Source organism: Sagittula sp. S175, from assembly GCF_049800975.1.
Taxonomy (GTDB): Bacteria; Pseudomonadota; Alphaproteobacteria; order Rhodobacterales; family Rhodobacteraceae; genus Sagittula.
Map to the genome: position 1 here is coordinate 1 of NZ_JBNAGB010000025.1, position 16093 is coordinate 16093.

Annotated in this window: 13 protein-coding genes, 1 tRNA gene and 3 pseudogenes; 5 read left to right on the top strand and 12 right to left on the bottom strand. The window is 62.8% G+C overall.

Annotated features, from left to right (window positions below):
- From ACP16H_RS22050 to ACP16H_RS22070, 5 genes and pseudogenes are all read right to left on the bottom strand, one after another.
- Positions 1–143: pseudogene (locus tag ACP16H_RS22050) on the bottom strand (IS5/IS1182 family transposase); the annotation flags it as partial.
- A gap of 63 nt (positions 144–206) precedes the next feature.
- Positions 207–532: pseudogene (locus ACP16H_RS22055) on the bottom strand (transposase); the annotation flags it as partial.
- A 67-nt stretch (positions 533–599) separates the two neighbouring features.
- Positions 600–689 (bottom strand) — tRNA-Ser (locus tag ACP16H_RS22060).
- 399 nt (positions 690–1088) lie between these two features.
- Positions 1089–2099, bottom strand: a pseudogene (locus ACP16H_RS22065) (transposase); the annotation flags it as partial.
- Between the two features lie 385 nt (positions 2100–2484).
- Positions 2485–3483, bottom strand: a complete 999-nt coding sequence (locus ACP16H_RS22070) for an SLAC1 anion channel family protein (RefSeq protein ID WP_425074391.1) — start codon at positions 3481–3483, stop codon at positions 2485–2487.
- 149 nt (positions 3484–3632) lie between these two features.
- Between ACP16H_RS22070 and ACP16H_RS22075 the strand changes: the two genes are divergently transcribed.
- The gene (locus ACP16H_RS22075) at positions 3633–5246 is read left to right on the top strand and encodes a choice-of-anchor L domain-containing protein (protein ID WP_425074392.1); all 1614 of its coding nucleotides are present in this window, start codon (positions 3633–3635) and stop codon (positions 5244–5246) included.
- Positions 5247–5261: 15 nt separating this feature from the next.
- On the opposite strand, the gene ychF is transcribed toward ACP16H_RS22075, so the two are convergent.
- Complete coding sequence (ychF, locus tag ACP16H_RS22080; protein WP_425074393.1) at positions 5262–6359, bottom strand: redox-regulated ATPase YchF; 1098 nt, start codon at positions 6357–6359, stop codon at positions 5262–5264.
- 136 nt (positions 6360–6495) lie between these two features.
- Between ychF and ACP16H_RS22085 the strand changes: the two genes are divergently transcribed.
- Positions 6496–6909: a VOC family protein gene (locus ACP16H_RS22085; protein ID WP_425074394.1), complete on the top strand. Its 414-nt coding sequence runs from the start codon at positions 6496–6498 to the stop codon at positions 6907–6909.
- 39 nt (positions 6910–6948) lie between these two features.
- Here the strand turns inward: ACP16H_RS22085 and ACP16H_RS22090 are convergent, their stop codons facing one another.
- Together ACP16H_RS22090 and ACP16H_RS22095 are read right to left on the bottom strand one after the other, a co-directional pair.
- The gene (locus tag ACP16H_RS22090) at positions 6949–7332 is read right to left on the bottom strand and encodes a DUF805 domain-containing protein (protein ID WP_425074395.1); all 384 of its coding nucleotides are present in this window, start codon (positions 7330–7332) and stop codon (positions 6949–6951) included.
- Positions 7333–7470: 138 nt separating this feature from the next.
- The gene (locus tag ACP16H_RS22095) at positions 7471–8829 is read right to left on the bottom strand and encodes an MATE family efflux transporter (protein WP_425074467.1); all 1359 of its coding nucleotides are present in this window, start codon (positions 8827–8829) and stop codon (positions 7471–7473) included.
- 150 nt (positions 8830–8979) lie between these two features.
- Between ACP16H_RS22095 and ACP16H_RS22100 the strand changes: the two genes are divergently transcribed.
- Entirely contained in the window at positions 8980–9615 is a 636-nt protein-coding gene (locus ACP16H_RS22100; protein ID WP_425074396.1) for a TIGR02453 family protein, read from the top strand.
- A gap of 3 nt (positions 9616–9618) precedes the next feature.
- Here ACP16H_RS22100 and ppk2 read toward each other — a convergent pair whose 3' ends face one another.
- Both ppk2 and ACP16H_RS22110 read right to left on the bottom strand, forming a co-directional pair.
- On the bottom strand, positions 9619–10671 hold the full coding sequence (gene ppk2 / locus ACP16H_RS22105) for a polyphosphate kinase 2 (protein ID WP_425074397.1): 1053 nt from the start codon (positions 10669–10671) through the stop codon (positions 9619–9621).
- Positions 10672–10952: 281 nt separating this feature from the next.
- Positions 10953–11846, bottom strand: coding sequence for an NAD-dependent epimerase/dehydratase family protein (locus ACP16H_RS22110; RefSeq protein ID WP_425074398.1), 894 nt, complete (start codon positions 11844–11846; stop codon positions 10953–10955).
- 99 nt (positions 11847–11945) lie between these two features.
- Between ACP16H_RS22110 and trpA the strand changes: the two genes are divergently transcribed.
- Positions 11946–12737: a tryptophan synthase subunit alpha gene (gene trpA, locus ACP16H_RS22115; RefSeq protein WP_425074399.1), complete on the top strand. Its 792-nt coding sequence runs from the start codon at positions 11946–11948 to the stop codon at positions 12735–12737.
- A gap of 82 nt (positions 12738–12819) precedes the next feature.
- Here the strand turns inward: trpA and ACP16H_RS22120 are convergent, their stop codons facing one another.
- Together ACP16H_RS22120 and ACP16H_RS22125 are read right to left on the bottom strand one after the other, a co-directional pair.
- Positions 12820–14184 (bottom strand): ATP-binding protein, encoded by a 1365-nt coding sequence (locus ACP16H_RS22120; RefSeq protein WP_425074400.1) that lies wholly within the window; start codon positions 14182–14184, stop codon positions 12820–12822.
- A gap of 2 nt (positions 14185–14186) precedes the next feature.
- On the bottom strand, positions 14187–14723 hold the full coding sequence (locus ACP16H_RS22125) for a heme NO-binding domain-containing protein (RefSeq protein WP_425074401.1): 537 nt from the start codon (positions 14721–14723) through the stop codon (positions 14187–14189).
- 124 nt (positions 14724–14847) lie between these two features.
- On the opposite strand from ACP16H_RS22125, the gene ACP16H_RS22130 reads away from it, so the two are divergent.
- Entirely contained in the window at positions 14848–16011 is a 1164-nt protein-coding gene (locus ACP16H_RS22130; RefSeq protein WP_425074402.1) for an alpha-hydroxy acid oxidase, read from the top strand.
- Positions 16012–16093: the final 82 nt, after the last annotated feature.

The following is a 16093-nucleotide window of genomic DNA, read 5'->3' on the forward strand; positions in this document are numbered from 1 at the left end:
TGTCGGCCGCGTTTGCCGGTCGGCGCAGCATCCCAGATCATCTCGGGATCGAACCAGATTGTCAGCGAGCCTCGACGCTTGAGCGCTTCATTATAGGCTGGCCAGTTCCTGGTCTTGTAGGTCGGGGGTGTGGGTCTGCTCATGTCGTCCAGCTACCACGCTGGATTCACGACATGAATCCCTCACAGGATTTGTGCAACAGAGCCGCACAGGGGGGAAAAGTCCGGCGCCGGCCAGTCCAGCCCCGCCGGTTTCACCAGGCTCGCCACCCTCCCTGCGGTCTGGCGAAACAGCAGCTTGTACAGGACCTTGCCGCGTTTCGGGAGCTTGTTGCGCAAAACCCTGCCGGGCAATGGACAGGCAGAATTGTACCGAAGCATCGGAGAACACCGTCGGACATCCGGGTCGACCGTCATGCGCCGCGCCGATCTTGTCTTTGTCGACCCAGATGGCAAAGACCCAGCTTGCGCAGCAACGCGTAGTAGTTTGACAAGTTCGTCGCACAATAGCGGGCGCGACCCGGCTTGCTCATGCGTCCCGTCAAACCACATCGATTAGTTATGCGAATGCTTCAACGGCCGAAATCTGCAACAGCGCAGTGGCGGAGACGAAGGGATTCGAACCCTCGAGACGGTTTCCCGCCTACTCCCTTAGCAGGGGAGCGCCTTCGACCACTCGGCCACGTCTCCGCTGATCCGTCTAACGGTCTAGCCCAAAGGAAACAAGGGTCTTTTGAAAACTTTGTGACGGCCTCTGCGGACACTCGCGACTCGTCGGTTTTTCTTGGAAATTTCGGCAACATATCAGGAAGATGGGGAGGTTTTGGCGAAAAATAGGTGCAATGCCCGATTCCAAAAATCCGGGAAACCTGCGCCCTCCCCGGCGTGCCAGCGTGCCGCCGACAGCACACCGGATCCTGAGCACGAAATGGAGCGAAAGCATTTTCGTGACAGTTGATACCATCTTTACCTCCTCCTCATCCTTAACAGGCTGCTGAAAAAAGGCCGCCGTGAGGAACGGTTTCCCTCTATGCAGATGCTTGGTGGGGTTGGATCATGGTCAGGCAGTTCTGATGGCGCCTTTCCCCGTCAGGCAGCAAGCAGTTTCGGCAGCCTGGCGAAGTTGCACGCGGCCATCGCCAGCGTGAACCGCGCGCGCACGCGCTCGATGCCGCGACACATGGTCTGCGCCATGCCACCGACGGTCTTGGCCCAGCCGGATGGCTCCTCGATCTTCTTTCGGCATCGCCGGGATTTGGCATAGCCGGGATGTCGGGTGGTCCTGCCCTCGATGGCGGAGTGTCGGGACTTCTGGGCGAAGTGTTGCGTGACCACCATCTCGCGCAGCTCGGCGACGAAATCGGCGCTGTCGTAGCCGCAGCAGCTGCCAAGGTCAGGCACCGGGGCGATCCCGGAGAGTGGCGATGCAGCATGTAGATGGCAGCGCGCCGCTCGGCGTGGCCGTCCGCCCGCGTCAGGTCGGCCTGGACGATCAGGCCGGAACGGTTCTCCATCAGGCAGGGCTTCGCCAGTTCGATGCTGCCAAAGCAACGCTTTTGCGGTCGCATCTCACCCATGAAATACAGCATGGCACCGGGCAACCTCTTGAACAGCTGGGCCTCGGGATCGGTCATCGACGGGTGGGTCGCATTCGAGCGTCGTTCGCCGCGGACGTCGACTTCGGCGTTGCGGCTGCGGTGCGTGGGGCGGGTCATCGGGTCGGGCTCGGCAGTGGACTGGTCAGAGGCGGATGTGGGCGGCGCATTGGTATCTGGTGGGTCGCCCGGATCGCCGTCCCCGTGGACATCGCCTTTTCCGTCGGCTGGAAACTCTTCATCGGCGCCCAGGCCTTCACCAGCGTGCCATCGACCGGGAGATACTCGTCAAATAGCAGCGGCGCCACCTTTCGATGGGCAGGATGGCGGCCATGATCTTGCGGCACATGTCCCTTGTCAGCAGCCGGTCACGCTTCTTCGTGAACACCGTCGGGATCCAGACGGCGTCGTCGATGCCCAAGCCTACAAACCAAAGGAACAGTAGGTTGTAGTCCATCTGTTCCTTCAACTGCCGCTCGGATCGGATGGAGTAGAGGATTTGCAATGGGCGGACTAGGATCACCAAGGGGATCGACCAACTGGCGGACGCACGCGAGGCGGCGTCGAGGACCAATGCACAGCGGCGTGGGCCCTGTACCATACCGCGGATCGGCCCTGCAATTGCAGGCGCGACCGCGGAGTTCGCACCGGACCTCGATACGTTCGCCAAAGGGCGCAGCCTCGCAGCCTCCTATTGGAAGCGAGCCCCCGGCGTGACGCCCGGCCTGATGTTGAAACAGCGAAGAATGTTTTCGAAGACGCGTCCGGGCGAACGAATGCCAGCTACAACAATCGCCGCCCTGATCGTGCTGTTGCAACGCCTGCCCCCCGGAGCAGTCTGTTTAGCGGCTCAATCTGTGCAGTGTCCGCCAGCTTGGGAACAGGAGTGCTCATTCCGGCTGACATATCTCGTTCCGCACGATGGCCTGCAGGGTACGCACCACCAGTCCCAGCACCAGCGACACCAGGACCGCAAGCAATACCAGCCCAAACCCCTCGTGCAGGGCCGATCCGGTCAGAGCAGCATAACGCAATGTGGCCAGCGTCAGGGCTGCGACAGGAAAGCTAAGCGCCCAGAAGGACAATGCGAATGGTATCCGGGCAAAACCCGGCGCTTGCACCACCACGAAGGCAGCAAACCAGACCGCGACATAGTACAGGATCCGCGCCAATGCGTCCAGTTGCCCACCGTTCAACTGCATCCATGCCAGAAAGCCAACGGCGGGCGGTGCGATCAGGATCACCAGGGTCGGCAGCAGCCGCGCCGGCAATGGATCGTGAAAGATCAACCGGTTGACCACCAAGGTCAGAAGCACCAACCAGAAGATGACGCCCACTGCGAAGAACATCCAAGATACTTCGACGAAACCCAGCGGAATACCTGCGACCGGGACAATGACGTTGCCCACCGCCGGGATGAACCATGCGGGCGAAATATGCATGGGCTGAAACGGTCTCCGCCCGATCCAGCCCGAGATCACCGCCAAAGTCAGTATCCCCTGCAAGGCTGTTCCCACTGCCCAGATCACCCCGGCGAGGACCGGTGACTCGGCTTGGGCAGCTGTTGCGATCAGCAGCAGCGAGATGGACACCGCAGGAAAGAAAGCCAGCCTGACCGGGTGATGCCATTCGGCCTTGACCGCCTGTGGATGCGCGACGGACCTCATCAGATAAACCACGGAAATTGCGACAAAATCCAGAATTGTGACAACAAGCGCTACGCGGCTGGCAATGTGCCCTACTGCAAAGCGCGTCTCGGCCAGATGCAACGCAAGGGTCAAACCCGCCAATCCCATGACTGTGGCAAAGAAGGTTACCGGAAAGTGCGCAAGGCGCGGCTCTGCGTCTGGCGCTGCGGCGTGCGGATGCGGCGTGGCGATGTCGGTCATAGAGGCTCTCCCGGCAAAGATATATCGCACATTCTGAATATCAAAAAAATTTCTAGCGTTGATATGGATCAATCCTGTGCATCCGCCCCACGAACAGGACGGTTTCTTTACGTTTTTTCGGCAAATTCCCCGCAGAACGAGGGACCGGATTGGCCACAGCGACCGAATTGCCGATCGACACGACCGCCACTGCCACGCAGATGGCGCAGGAGATGTTCGGCAATGGCATAACCTTGGTTTCGGCCAGCTATACCGGGGCCACCGGGGCCTCGGGCATCTATTCCGGCGGCGATGCCATCGCACCGGGGATCACGCCCTCGGACACCGGCGTAGTGCTCTCCACCGGCAAGGTGGTGGACCTGACCAATTCGTCGGGCACAGGTGACACCAACACCCGCGCAGACCTGTCCACCAACAACGCCACGGCGGGCGATGCGCAACTGACCGCCGTTTCGGGCATGCAGACCTACGACGCCGCCGTGCTGACCGCCGACTTCATCCCTGTGGGCAGCACGCTGACCATGCAGCTGGTATTCTCCTCGGACGAATACCTCGAATACGTCGGCGGCGGCTTCAACGATGCGGTGGGGGTCTGGGTCAACGGCGTGCAGGCCACGCTGACCATCGGCTCGGGCGAGATATCGATCGACACGATCAACCCCACCACAAACAAGAACCTCTACGTCGATAACGCCGCCACCGCCGACACCTACAACACAGAAATGGATGGCTTCACCGTCACACTCACGCTGAAGGCGCCTGTCAATCCCGGCGTCGTCAACACGATCAAGATCGGCATCGCCGATGGCGGCGACCAGTTCTACGATTCGAACCTGCTCATTGCCGGGAACTCGGTGCAGACCCAGCTGATCGCGGGCGACGACACGATCTCCATGCACCAGGGGCAGGACCCGACCGAATACGACCTGCTGGCCAACGACACCTCGCCCGCGGGCACGCTGAGCATCATCGAGATCAACAACCAGCCCGTCACCGCCGGGCAGCAGATCACGCTGAACACCGGCGAAGTGCTGGAACTCACCCCCACGGGCTTTGTCCTGATTAGCCCCGGCGCCAGCCCCGCCGACCATTTCTTTACCTACACGGTCATGGACGGCGCCGGGAACACCGATGTCGGCATTGTGCAGCTGACCACCACGCCCTGTTTTGCTGCCGGGACGCGCATCCTGACACCGCGCGGCGAGCGTGCGGTGGAAACCCTGCGCCCCGGCGACCTGGTGGTGACGCTCGACCACGGACCGCGTCCCCTGCTCTGGGTCGGGCAATCCGCCCGCAGCTGGCGAGGCCGCGATTCCCCCGTCGAAATCGCGCCCGGCACCCTTGGCGCCCTGCGCCCCACCCGGCTGTCCCCCCTGCACCGCGTCATGCTGCGTGACGCGCGGGCCGAGCTGCTTTTTGCCGCCCCCGGCGGCGAGGTGCTGCTGCGCGCCCGCGACCTGGTGAATCAGACCACCATCACCCGCCACGACCGTGGCGGCACGGTGCTCTACGTCCACCTCATGCTCGCCACGCATGAAATCCTCATCGCCAACGGCATCCTCACCGAAAGCTTCCAGCCTGGCCCGCAGGCACAGGCCAGCTTTGACCCCGCCGCCCGCGCGGCGCTCTCGCGGCTGATGCACCGCCCAGCCCTGCGCCACATGCCCGCCGCCCGGCCCACGCTGAGACCGCACGAGGCCGCGCTCTTGACCACAAACGCAAAAGAGCCGCGCCAGCCAATGCCCGCGCGGCCCCATGTCTGAAATCCCCTGAAATCCTCAGGTGTTGAACAGGAAGTGCAGAACATCGCCGTCCTGCACGATATAACCCTTGCCCTCGGCGCGCATCTTGCCCGCTTCCTTGGCCGGTCCCTCGCCGCCCAGACGCACGTAATCGTCATAGGCAATGGTCTCGGCCCGGATGAAGCCACGCTCGAAATCGCCGTGGATCACACCCGCCGCCTGCGGTGCCGCCGTGCCCTTGCGGATCGTCCAGGCGCGCGCTTCCTTCGGCCCGACCGTGAAATAGGTCTGCAAGCCCAGCAGCGCGTAACCGGCCTTGATGAGACGGTCGAGACCCGCCTCCTCAAGCCCCAGTTCGCCAAGGAATTCAGCCGCTTCCTCTGCATCCAGCTGCGAAATCTCTTCCTCGATCTTGGCCGAGATCACCACCGCCGAATTGCCCTGCGCCGCCGCCATCTCGAACACGCGCGCGGACAGCGCGTTGCCCTCGGCGGCCTCGCCCTCGTCCACGTTGCAGACATAGAGGATCGGTTTCGAGGTCAGCAGTTGCAGCATCTTCCACTGCTTGAGGTCGTCCTCGGCCACCTCGACCACGCGCGCGGGCTTGCCGTCTTCCAGCGCCGCCAGCGCCGCCTTCATCAGGCGCTCCTGCTGCACCGCTTCCTTGTCGCCACCGCGCACCTTGCGCACAATGTTCTGAAGCCGCTTTTCCAGCGATTCCATATCGGCGATAATAAGCTCGGTCTCGATGGTCTCGGCGTCCGCCACCGGATCGACACGGCCATCGACGTGGGTCACGTCATCATCTTCGAAGCAACGCAGCACATGGGCAATGGCGTCCGTCTCGCGGATGTTCGCGAGGAACTGGTTGCCAAGGCCCTCGCCCTTCGACGCGCCCTTCACCAGCCCGGCGATGTCGACAAAGGTCATGCGCGTCGGGATGATCTGCTTGGACCCGGCGATTTCCGCCAGCTTGTCCAGCCGCGCGTCCGGCACGCCCACGTCGCCCACGTTCGGCTCGATCGTGCAGAACGGAAAGTTCGCCGCCTGCGCCGCGGCGGTCTTCGTCAAAGCGTTGAACAGCGTCGACTTGCCCACGTTGGGCAGGCCCACGATTCCCATCCGAAATCCCATCGCGCACGCTCCTTGGTCACCGGCCTCATTTCAGGTTGCGGGCCTTCTAGGCACAGGCTCGCGCAAACACAAGCAAAGGCTTGACGATGCCGTTCGACCACAAATACGTTGACATCAACAAACCGGGAGCCGCGCGATGAAACTTAATCTTTATCTCACATTCGACGGCACCGCCGCCGAAGCCATGACTTTTTACCAATCCGTGTTGGGCGGAGACCTGACAATCCTGCGGTTCGGCGAGATGCCCGACAACTCGATGGTGCCCGAAGGCGCCGGTGATCGCGTCGCCAATGCCCAGTTGACGCTGGAGAATCTGACTCTCATGGCGTCCGACACCATGGGTGACAACAACATGGGGCATGTCTTTCAGGGTCACCATGGTTTCGACCTCCAGGTCGCGCTCGACGACGTCGACAAAGGGCGCGCGATCTTCGACGCTCTCTCCGAGGGTGGCGAAGTCCTGATGCCTTATGCTCCGACCTTCTGGGCAAAGAGCTTCGGCACGTTCCGGGACCGTTTCGGTGTTCCGTGGATGGTTAACGTGGACTGACGAAAAAGGGCGCCGCAGGGCGCCCTTAACATGTCCGCCTTAGCCAAAGCGGTTCGGAGCCGGATCCGGTTTCTTGGCGAACCAGACGATCAACACGATGAAGCCGATCAGCGGGACAAAGACCAGAAGATACCACCAGCCGGATTTGTTGATGTCATGCAACCGGCGAACCGCGACCGAGATGCCCGGCACCAGACAGCCCAGCGACACGATGGTGGAGAGGATCGGAAAGCCGATAACAGCGTCGATGGCCATGCCCACGATGTAGGCGATGATGTAGGCGAGGATCGCCTTCCAGTATTCGCCACGGTTCGAGCGCCCCTCGAAGTTGATGTAATTTTTGAAGAAACGGTTGACCGCTTCCTGAATGCTGACGTCTTCGTTGTAGTTGCCGCGCGCGGCCTGTCCCATTGTGGCGTCCATAATTGAACTCCTTGAAATATCCGTGTGACCATATGTGTTTAAGCACCAGACCCCGGAGGGCCTAGGCGACAGTTAATCATTAAGTACCCTGTACGATCAACGTATTAATCTGTGCTTATGGGTCAGGTTTACCCCGCCTCAGCCGCTGTGACCCACCGCTTGGAAAATCCGGACGCCCCGTCCCCAGAACCGCGCCATCAGCAGCCCGGCGGCAACCGTCAACCCCAGAACCAGCCCGAGCCAGACCCCGGCGGCCCCCATCCCGAAGGTGAAACCGATCACCAGTGCGGCAGGCATCCCCACGCCCCAGTAGGCCAAGGTCGCCATCCACATGGGCCAGTTGGTGTCATGCAGACCGCGCAGCAGCCCAAGGTGAATGACCTGCAGGGCGTCCATCAATTGAAACAAGGCCGCCAACAGCAACAGCACCCGCCCGACCTCGATGATCGCCTCCCGTTGCGGTTCGTCCGGTGCGATGAACGCGCCGAGCAGCAACTCCGGCACAAGCAGGAAGGCGAGGATCGACAGGCAGGCCACCGCCGTGCCCAGCGCCACAACCACCCGCGCACCACGGAACATATGCGCCTCGTCCCCACGCCCGAGCGCATTGCCCACCCGCACCGTGGCCGCGTTGGAGAAGCCCATCTGCAACATGAATGTGGCCGACGATATCTGCAGCACGACACCATGCGCCGCCAAGGGAATCGTCCCAAGCCAACCCATGAAGACCGAAGCCCCTGCAAACAATGACACTTCGGCCAAGGTCGTCAGACCAATCGGCAGGCCAAGTTGTAAGACCCGTCCGAACATCTCCCGATCCATGCGCCAGAACCGCGCAAAGAGCGTGTGCTGCGGAAGCTTGCGCATCGCGTAGGCTGTGATCAGCCCCAGCGACAGCAGCTGCACCAGCAGCGAGGCAAGGGCCGCACCACGAATCCCCATCTCCGGCAGCCCGAGCGCGCCGAAGACCAGCAAGTAGTTAAGGCCCGCATTCACCACAGCCGCGACCACCGTCACCCACAGGGCGACTCGTGTCAGTTCCAGCCCTGCAAGGTAGTTCTTCATCACCACCACCCCGAGCGCCGGGAACATCCCCCAGCCGACGATGCGCAAATATTCCTGAGCCATTTCTGCGGTTGAGGCTTCTTGCCCCATGGCCAGCAGGACCGGCTCTGCGAACCAGAACAATGGCAGCACAGCGGCTGCAAAAATCGCGGACCACCAGAGAGCCATCCGAGTTGCCCGACGGATCGCGACCTCGTCCTCGCGGGCGGCGAAGGTCGCGACCATAGGCAGGATCGCCCAGGCAAACCCCGATCCAAAGAGGAACAGAGTGAAGAAGAACGACGTCGCCAGCACCAGCGCCGCCAGTTCCGGCACACCGTACCAACCCACGATGATGGTGTCGGTCAGGCCGATGGCGAATTGCGCAAGATGGCCACCGACAAGCGGCAAGCCAAGACGCAGAACCGCGCGCAGGTGGTCGGGATATGTCATCACGGGGAAAGTCATGCTGCAGGATTAGGCATTCCGTTAACCCGCCACAACCCCGCGTCTTTCCGCCGACCACAACAACCCTGACGTGCAAATGGATCAGCACCGTGTTACGCTCGCCGCATGAAGATTTCACACAGACATTAACGCTTTATGGCCCAACCGATCGACACCACTTCGTTCTTCGCGGACACGCGGGCCTTCCTGTCGGAGCTGGCCGCACACAACACGCGTGACTGGTTCGCCGCCGAAAAGACACGCTACGACATGCAGTTGAAGCGGCCCGCCGAGCGCTTGATGACCGATGTCGCGCGGTGGCTGGCCGACAGCACCGGCGTCATGCCGGGTCGCAAACTGTTCCGACCGCACCGCGACGTGAGGTTCTCGGAGGACAAGACCCCGTACCACACCCATCTCCACATGCTGTGGTCGCTGCCCGATGGCCGCGCCTGGATGCTGGGGATCTCGCCCACATATGCCACGGCCGGAGCGGGGATCATGACCTTCACCGCGCGCCAGACCGACGTTTTCCGGGCCGAGGTGGACGGCCCTGAGGGCAATATCCTCGCGACACTTCTGGACGGCTGGCGCATCGATCCGCCCGCCCTGAAGCGCGTCCCGGCACCGTGGCCGCCAGATCACCCGCGCGAAAACCTGTTGCGCCGGAAGGGGTTGGTCGTCTGGGCCGACGATCTGGACGACGCCCTGAGCACCGACCCAGACGCCACGCTGCGCGACGTCTTCACCCGCGCGCAGCCTGTGATGGACTGGCTGGCACGGGTGGTCTGAGGCTCAGTCCGCCGTCACGCCGGACGCCTCTGCCGGGTGCGTCAGCCGCTTGTCAGGATGCAACGCCGTGCCGAGGATATGCTCGGAGCGATGGATCACGTGGCTGGCGCCGCCGACGATCAGCGGGTCGAGCTTGGCCACCAGCCGGTGATCCTTGTCCGGGTAGTCGATGGTCGACAGGAAGTGCCGCATACAGTTCAAACGGGCGCGCTTCTTGTCATTCGACTTGACGATGGTCCAAGGCGCGTCGGCGGTGTCCGTGTAGAAGAACATCGCCTCTTTCGCCTCGGTGTAGTCGTCCCACTTGTTCAGGCTGGCCTTGTCGATGGGCGACAGCTTCCACTGCTTCAGCGGATCGGTTTCACGGCTGCCGAAGCGCGCACGCTGCTCGTCCTGCGTGACCGAGAACCAGTACTTGTACAGCCGGATGCCCGACCGCACCAACATCCGTTCGAGATCCGGCGTCTGGCGCATGAATTCGAGATAATCGTTCGGCTCGCAAAAGCCCATCACCCGCTCGACGCCCGCACGGTTGTACCACGAACGGTCATAAAGGACGATCTCACCCGATGTCGGCAAGTGCTGGATATACCGTTGAAAATACCACTGGCCGCGCTCTTCGTCCGTGGGTTTGTTCAGGGCGACGACACGCGCATGGCGGGGATTCAGGTGCTCGGTGAAGCGTTTGATCGTGCCGCCCTTCCCGGCGGCATCGCGCCCCTCGAACAGCAGAACGAACTTCTGCCCGGTCTCCAGCCCCCACAGCTGCACCTTCAGCAGCTCAGCCTGCAACTTCGCCTTTTCCCGCTCGTAAGAGGCGCGCGTCAGCTTCTTGGTATAGGGGTATTCGCCAGTCTCGAAGGCATGGCGGATCTGGTCCGGCGTGGGGCTTGGATGGCGCGCGCGGGGAGGCTGCACAGGCGCGGTCGCGGCGGCGGGCTCGGCTGTAGACTCCGGCGCGGCTTCGAGCTGGTCGATGGACACCTCGGCAACCTCGTTCGGTGCGAGTGCAGGCGCATCAACGACGACTTCGGCGGGGATGGACTGATCTTTCATGGGGCCTCCTGTGCGGTATCGACAGGGAGTAGATCACGGTTCTGCGGAGCGCGCCTTGAGGTGTGTCAACGAACTGTCACATTAACCGGGATGACCGGAAGATTGCCGAGGCTGCCCCTCGCGAACCCTTCGTCAAAAACAATTTCAGGTTGAAAATTGTACCATACACATTCCATGCACAAACTATGCACAAACCATGCATACGATTTGCGCACGCGCGGCAAAGGTTAACGCCCCTTCGCCGCCGGAACGCGCCCCGCAATCGGGGCGCGCCGCTCTCGTCACACGTCGATCAGGACGTCGCGCCAGGAATGTTTGGGCGCGTAGCCCAGCAACCTCTTGGCCTTCTGATTGCAATAGAAGGTTTCGTTGCCCTGCATGTCGCGCTTCACCGGAACGTCCTGATAGAACCGCTCGCGCACCTCGGCGTTGGACAGCGCAACCGACAGGTCGTCATTTGAGACGTTGAACACCTCGTAGCCCAGCCCGTCGGTTTTCAGGCAACAGTCCACCATCTGCCCAAGATCACGCACGTCGATATAGGCAAAGATGTTGCGCCGTCGCAGCGCCGGATCGGCAACATAGGCCGGGAAGTTGGTGGCGTACTCATGCGGTTCGATCACGTTGTTGATCCGCAGACCGTAGATGTCCGCCCCCCAGCGCGCATGGAACGACCGCCCCGTCGCCTCGTTGCAGACCTTGGACATGGCGTAGGCGTCCTCGGGAACCGCGGGATGGTCCTCGTCCACCGGGACGTATTCGGGCTGGCGATGCCCGTCCGCGAAACAGACGCCATAGGTGGTTTCCGACGAGGCAAAGATCACCTTGCGGATGCCTGCCTTCAGCGCCGCTTCCATGATGTTGTACGTGCTGACGGTGTTGATCCGAAAGGTTTCGGTGTCCGGTTTTATCAGGATGCGCGGCACGGCGGCGAAATGCACCACGGCGTCGAATTGCGGCAGTCCCGTCCCCGGCTCCAGCTCTTCGAAATTCGCATAGCTCTGCATGGCGCTGAAAACCTGCCCCGCGTCGGTCAGATCGACGATCAGGTTGTCGACCCCCTCCGCTTCGAGCGGCACCAGATCGAGGTTCAGCACCTGATGCCCCTGCGCCACCAGGTAGGGCACCACGTGCCGCCCGGCCTTGCCCGCGCCTCCGGTGAACAGAATACGCATGTGAGTCCTCCCTTTACTTTCCATGCCAAGCAATGTCGGAGCCATTGATTTTCCCGGCCCGTTCCGGCAACAGACCTAGAACGTCTGACGGAGAGAACCATGACCCGTATCGAATCCAAGTTCGCCCAACTTCGCGCCGAAGGAAAGAAAGCCTTTGTCGCCTACATCATGGCGGGCGATCCGGACGTGGCGACATCGCTCGAGGTGATGAAGGGTCTGCCCGCCGCCGGCGTCGACGTGATCGAGCTGGGCCTGCCCTTTACCGATCCCATGGCCGATGGCGAGACCATCCAGCTGGCCGGCCAGCGCGCGCTCGAAGCCGGGATGACCCTGCAAAAGACGCTCGACATGATCGCGGCCTTCCGCGAGACGGACAACGAGACGCCGATCGTGCTGATGGGCTACTACAACCCGATCTACAATCGCGGCGTCGATACCTTCCTCGCGGATGCGAAGACTGCGGGCATCGATGGGCTGATCATCGTCGACCTGCCCCCCGAAGAAGACGAGGAGCTGTGCATCCCGGCGCAGAAGGCGGGCCTGAACTTCATCCGCCTTGCCACGCCGACCACTGACGACAAGCGCCTGCCGACGGTCATGCAGAACACCTCCGGCTTTGTGTATTACGTTTCGATCACCGGCATCACCGGCGCTGCCGCCGCGCAGGCCGCCGACGTGGGCCCCGAGGTCGCGCGCCTGAAGGCCGCCACCGACCTGCCGATCATCGTGGGCTTTGGCGTGCGCACGCCGGAAACCGCCCGCGACATCGCCGCCGTGGCCGATGGCACGGTGGTGGGCTCTGCCATTGTCTCGCAGATCGCGGCGGGCAAGCCCGTCCCCGAGATCCTTGGCTTCGTCAAATCGCTGGCGGACGGCGCCCACAGCGCTTGAAATCAGTTAGGGTTCTGCACAAAGGCCGGTCCGCCACGACCGGCCTTTGCCATGCCCGATAGCGCAGCGCTGCGCGTCCGGCTCAGGTCTGGTCCCCATCCAGCCTGCGCACCAGAAGCCGCGCCATGGTGGCCGCAAGTTCCTCGCGCCGCACCGGTTTGCTCACATGGGCGTCGATCCCCTGCGCAAGGTAACCGGTCACCTGATGCGTCATGGCATTGGCAGTCAGGGCGACGATAGGCACCGGCGCCAGCGTCCTGTCGCGCTCTGCCTCGCGGATGATGCGCGCGGCAGTCAGACCGTCCATGACCGGCATGTTCACGTCCATCAATATCATGTCGATCTCCCCACTTGCATGGCGCTGCACGGCCAGTTCTCCGGTCTCGACCATCTCCAGCCCCAGCCCGTAAGGCTTCAGCAACAGACGCAGGACTTGCTGGTTGGTCACGCTGTCCTCGGCGACCAGTATGTTCCACGGTCGCGCCCTCAGGATCGCCTCGGCCTCGAATCCGCTGGTACGTTCCCGCTGTCGAGCGTCGGTCGAGGCAGTGCGCAATGCCACGCTCGCTCGGAACACTGACCCGCCGCCGGGTGCATCCTCATACACCAGATCGCCGCCCAGCAACCGGCAGAAACGCCTCGAGATCACCAGCCCCAGGCCCGTCCCCCCATAGCGCCGCGTGATCGAGCTGTCGCCTTGGGTGAAGCTCTGGAACAGGCGCGGCTGGTGGTCGGGCGGCACCCCTGGACCGGTATCGCGCACCTCGATGTCCAGCATGTCGCCGCGCGGTCGCACGCTGGCACTGACGCGCCCCGCCTCTGTGAACTTGAAGGCATTGGCCAGAAGGTTGCAGATCACCTGCCGCAATCGGGTGGGATCGCTTACGATCATCGCCGGGCCCTCTGGGTCAATCCAAAGGTCGAACGCCAGTCCCCGCTGGACGGCAACATCAACGAAAAGCGCCCGTACATCCGCCAGCATCGCGGGCAGATCAAAGGCCCGCAACTCCACGTCCATCTTTCCTGCTTCGATCTTGGACAGGTCCAGCATGTCGTTGAGCAGATCCAGCAGGACATGCCCCGAAGACAGGATCACGCCCGCCATCTCGCATTGTTCCGTTGACAGGCCGCTTTCCCGCAACCCTGTGGCCATGCCCAGGATCGCATTCATCGGTGTGCGGATCTCGTGGCTGATGACGGCAAGGAAAGCACTCTTGGCCCGATTGGCTTCCTCTGCCTGAAGCTTCGCGCGCTCCAGTTCCTCTGTGCGGCGGGCGACCTCGCTTTCCAGTCGATCCGCCTGCCGCCGGAGTGCCTCGTTGGCCGCCCACAAGGCGCGGCTCTTTTCCTCCAGCAGGGCCTCTGCCTCTTCGCGCGCCCGCACCGCCCGCGCATACCGCCTACGCGAGACGCTGTCTTCGGGAACCGCTGGCGCGCCCTCCTCCATGGTCAACCGTCCAGGGCCACGTCAAACACCGCCTCACGGGCCGACACCCGCTGCACGCCCACTGTCACCGGCTGCCCGAAATGCCGCGCACAGGCGTGGATCAGCCCCTCGCAGAAATCCACCAGCGGCCGCTCCGACACGTACCGCATCCGCAACCGCCCGGCCCCAAGCCACTCCGTCTCGAACCGCGGCAGTTCCGCGTCGGGGTACAGCTTGCGCACCTCCACATGCACCTCCCCCTCGATCGCATCCAGCATCTCCAACACGTCCCGCTTGCCCTCGAAGAACTGCGGATACAACACCTCGAACCGCCCCAGCATCCAGCCACCGAACGCCTTCTGCAACGCCGCCACGCTCGTCCCCGTCCGCTCCGACAAGGCCCCCACGATCGCCATCAACTCCGAGCACGGATAATTCCCCACCCGGCTGTACGCGCCCCCGGACGCCAACTCCAACCCGTCCAGCACCTCGTCCAGCACCGCCTCCCCCACGACACCCTCCGCCATGGTCAGCAACTCCGTGAACACCACGCCTTTCATGCACGTCCTCCGACACACCCCCACCCCTCTTACCCGCAACCCGTGAACGACCCCTTTAAATCCCTTGCGCGCCCCACCCCGCATTGGTAACAACTCCTTACCAATTCCGCAGCCGGAGGCCCCCATGCCCGTCATCACCAACATCGACGACCTCAAGCGCATCCACCGCCGCCGCGTCCCCAAGATGTTCTACGACTACTGCGAATCCGGCTCCTGGTCCGAACAGACCTTCCGCGAGAACACCTCCGACTTCGACAAGATCTACCTCCGCCAGCGCGTCGCCATCGACATGGCCAACCGCTCCACGCGCACCCAGCTCATCGGCCAGGACGTCGCCATGCCCGTGGCCCTCGCCCCCGTCGGCCTCACCGGCATGCAATCCGCCGATGGCGAGATCAAAGCCGCAAAGGCAGCCGAGAAATTCGGCGTCCCCTACTGCCTCTCCACCATGTCCATCTGCTCGATCGAGGACGTGGCCGCCAACACCTCCAAACCTTTCTGGATGCAGGTCTACACCCTGAAGGACGACGACTACATGCAGCGCCTCTTTGCCCGCGCAAAGGACGCGAAATGCTCCGCCGCCGTCATCACCGTCGACCTGCAACTCCTCGGCCAACGCCACAAGGACCTGAAAAACGGCCTCTCCGCCCCGCCCAAATTCACCGTGAAATCCGTCGCCAACATGGCGACCAAAGTCCGCTGGGGCCTCGAGATGCTCCAGACCAAACGCCACTTCTTCGGCAACATCGTCGGCCACGCCCACGGCGTCACCGACCCCCGCTCCCTCACAACCTGGACGAACGAAAGCTTCGACCAATCCCTCAACTGGGACCGCATCCGCGAATTCCGCAGGATGTGGGACGGCCCCCTCATCATCAAGGGCATCATCGACCCCCGCGACGCTCTCGAGGCCTGTAACGTCGGCGCCGACGCCATCGTGGTCTCCAACCACGGAGGCCGCCAGCTCGACGGCGCCCTCTCCTCCATCCGCGCCTTGGAGCCGATCATGGACGCCGTCGGCGACAAGATCGAAGTCCACCTCGACAGCGGCATCCGCTCCGGCCAGGACGTGCTCAAAGCCGTCGCCATGGGCGCCAAGGGGGCTTGGATCGGCCGCGCCTACATCTACGGACTGGGCGCCATGGGCGAAGCCGGCGTCACCCGCGCCCTCGAAGTCATCCACAAGGAACTGGACATGTCCATGGCCCTCTGCGGCCACCGTGACGTGAACACGGTGGACCGGGATATTTTGATGGTGCCGAAGGGGTTTAGTGGGGAGTGGGGGTGATTCATGAACGCCCTCACAGACGGCGAAACCGGCAGGTTACGGCGACTCGGATACATCATTTTGAGCGAAAAAATACTTCGTG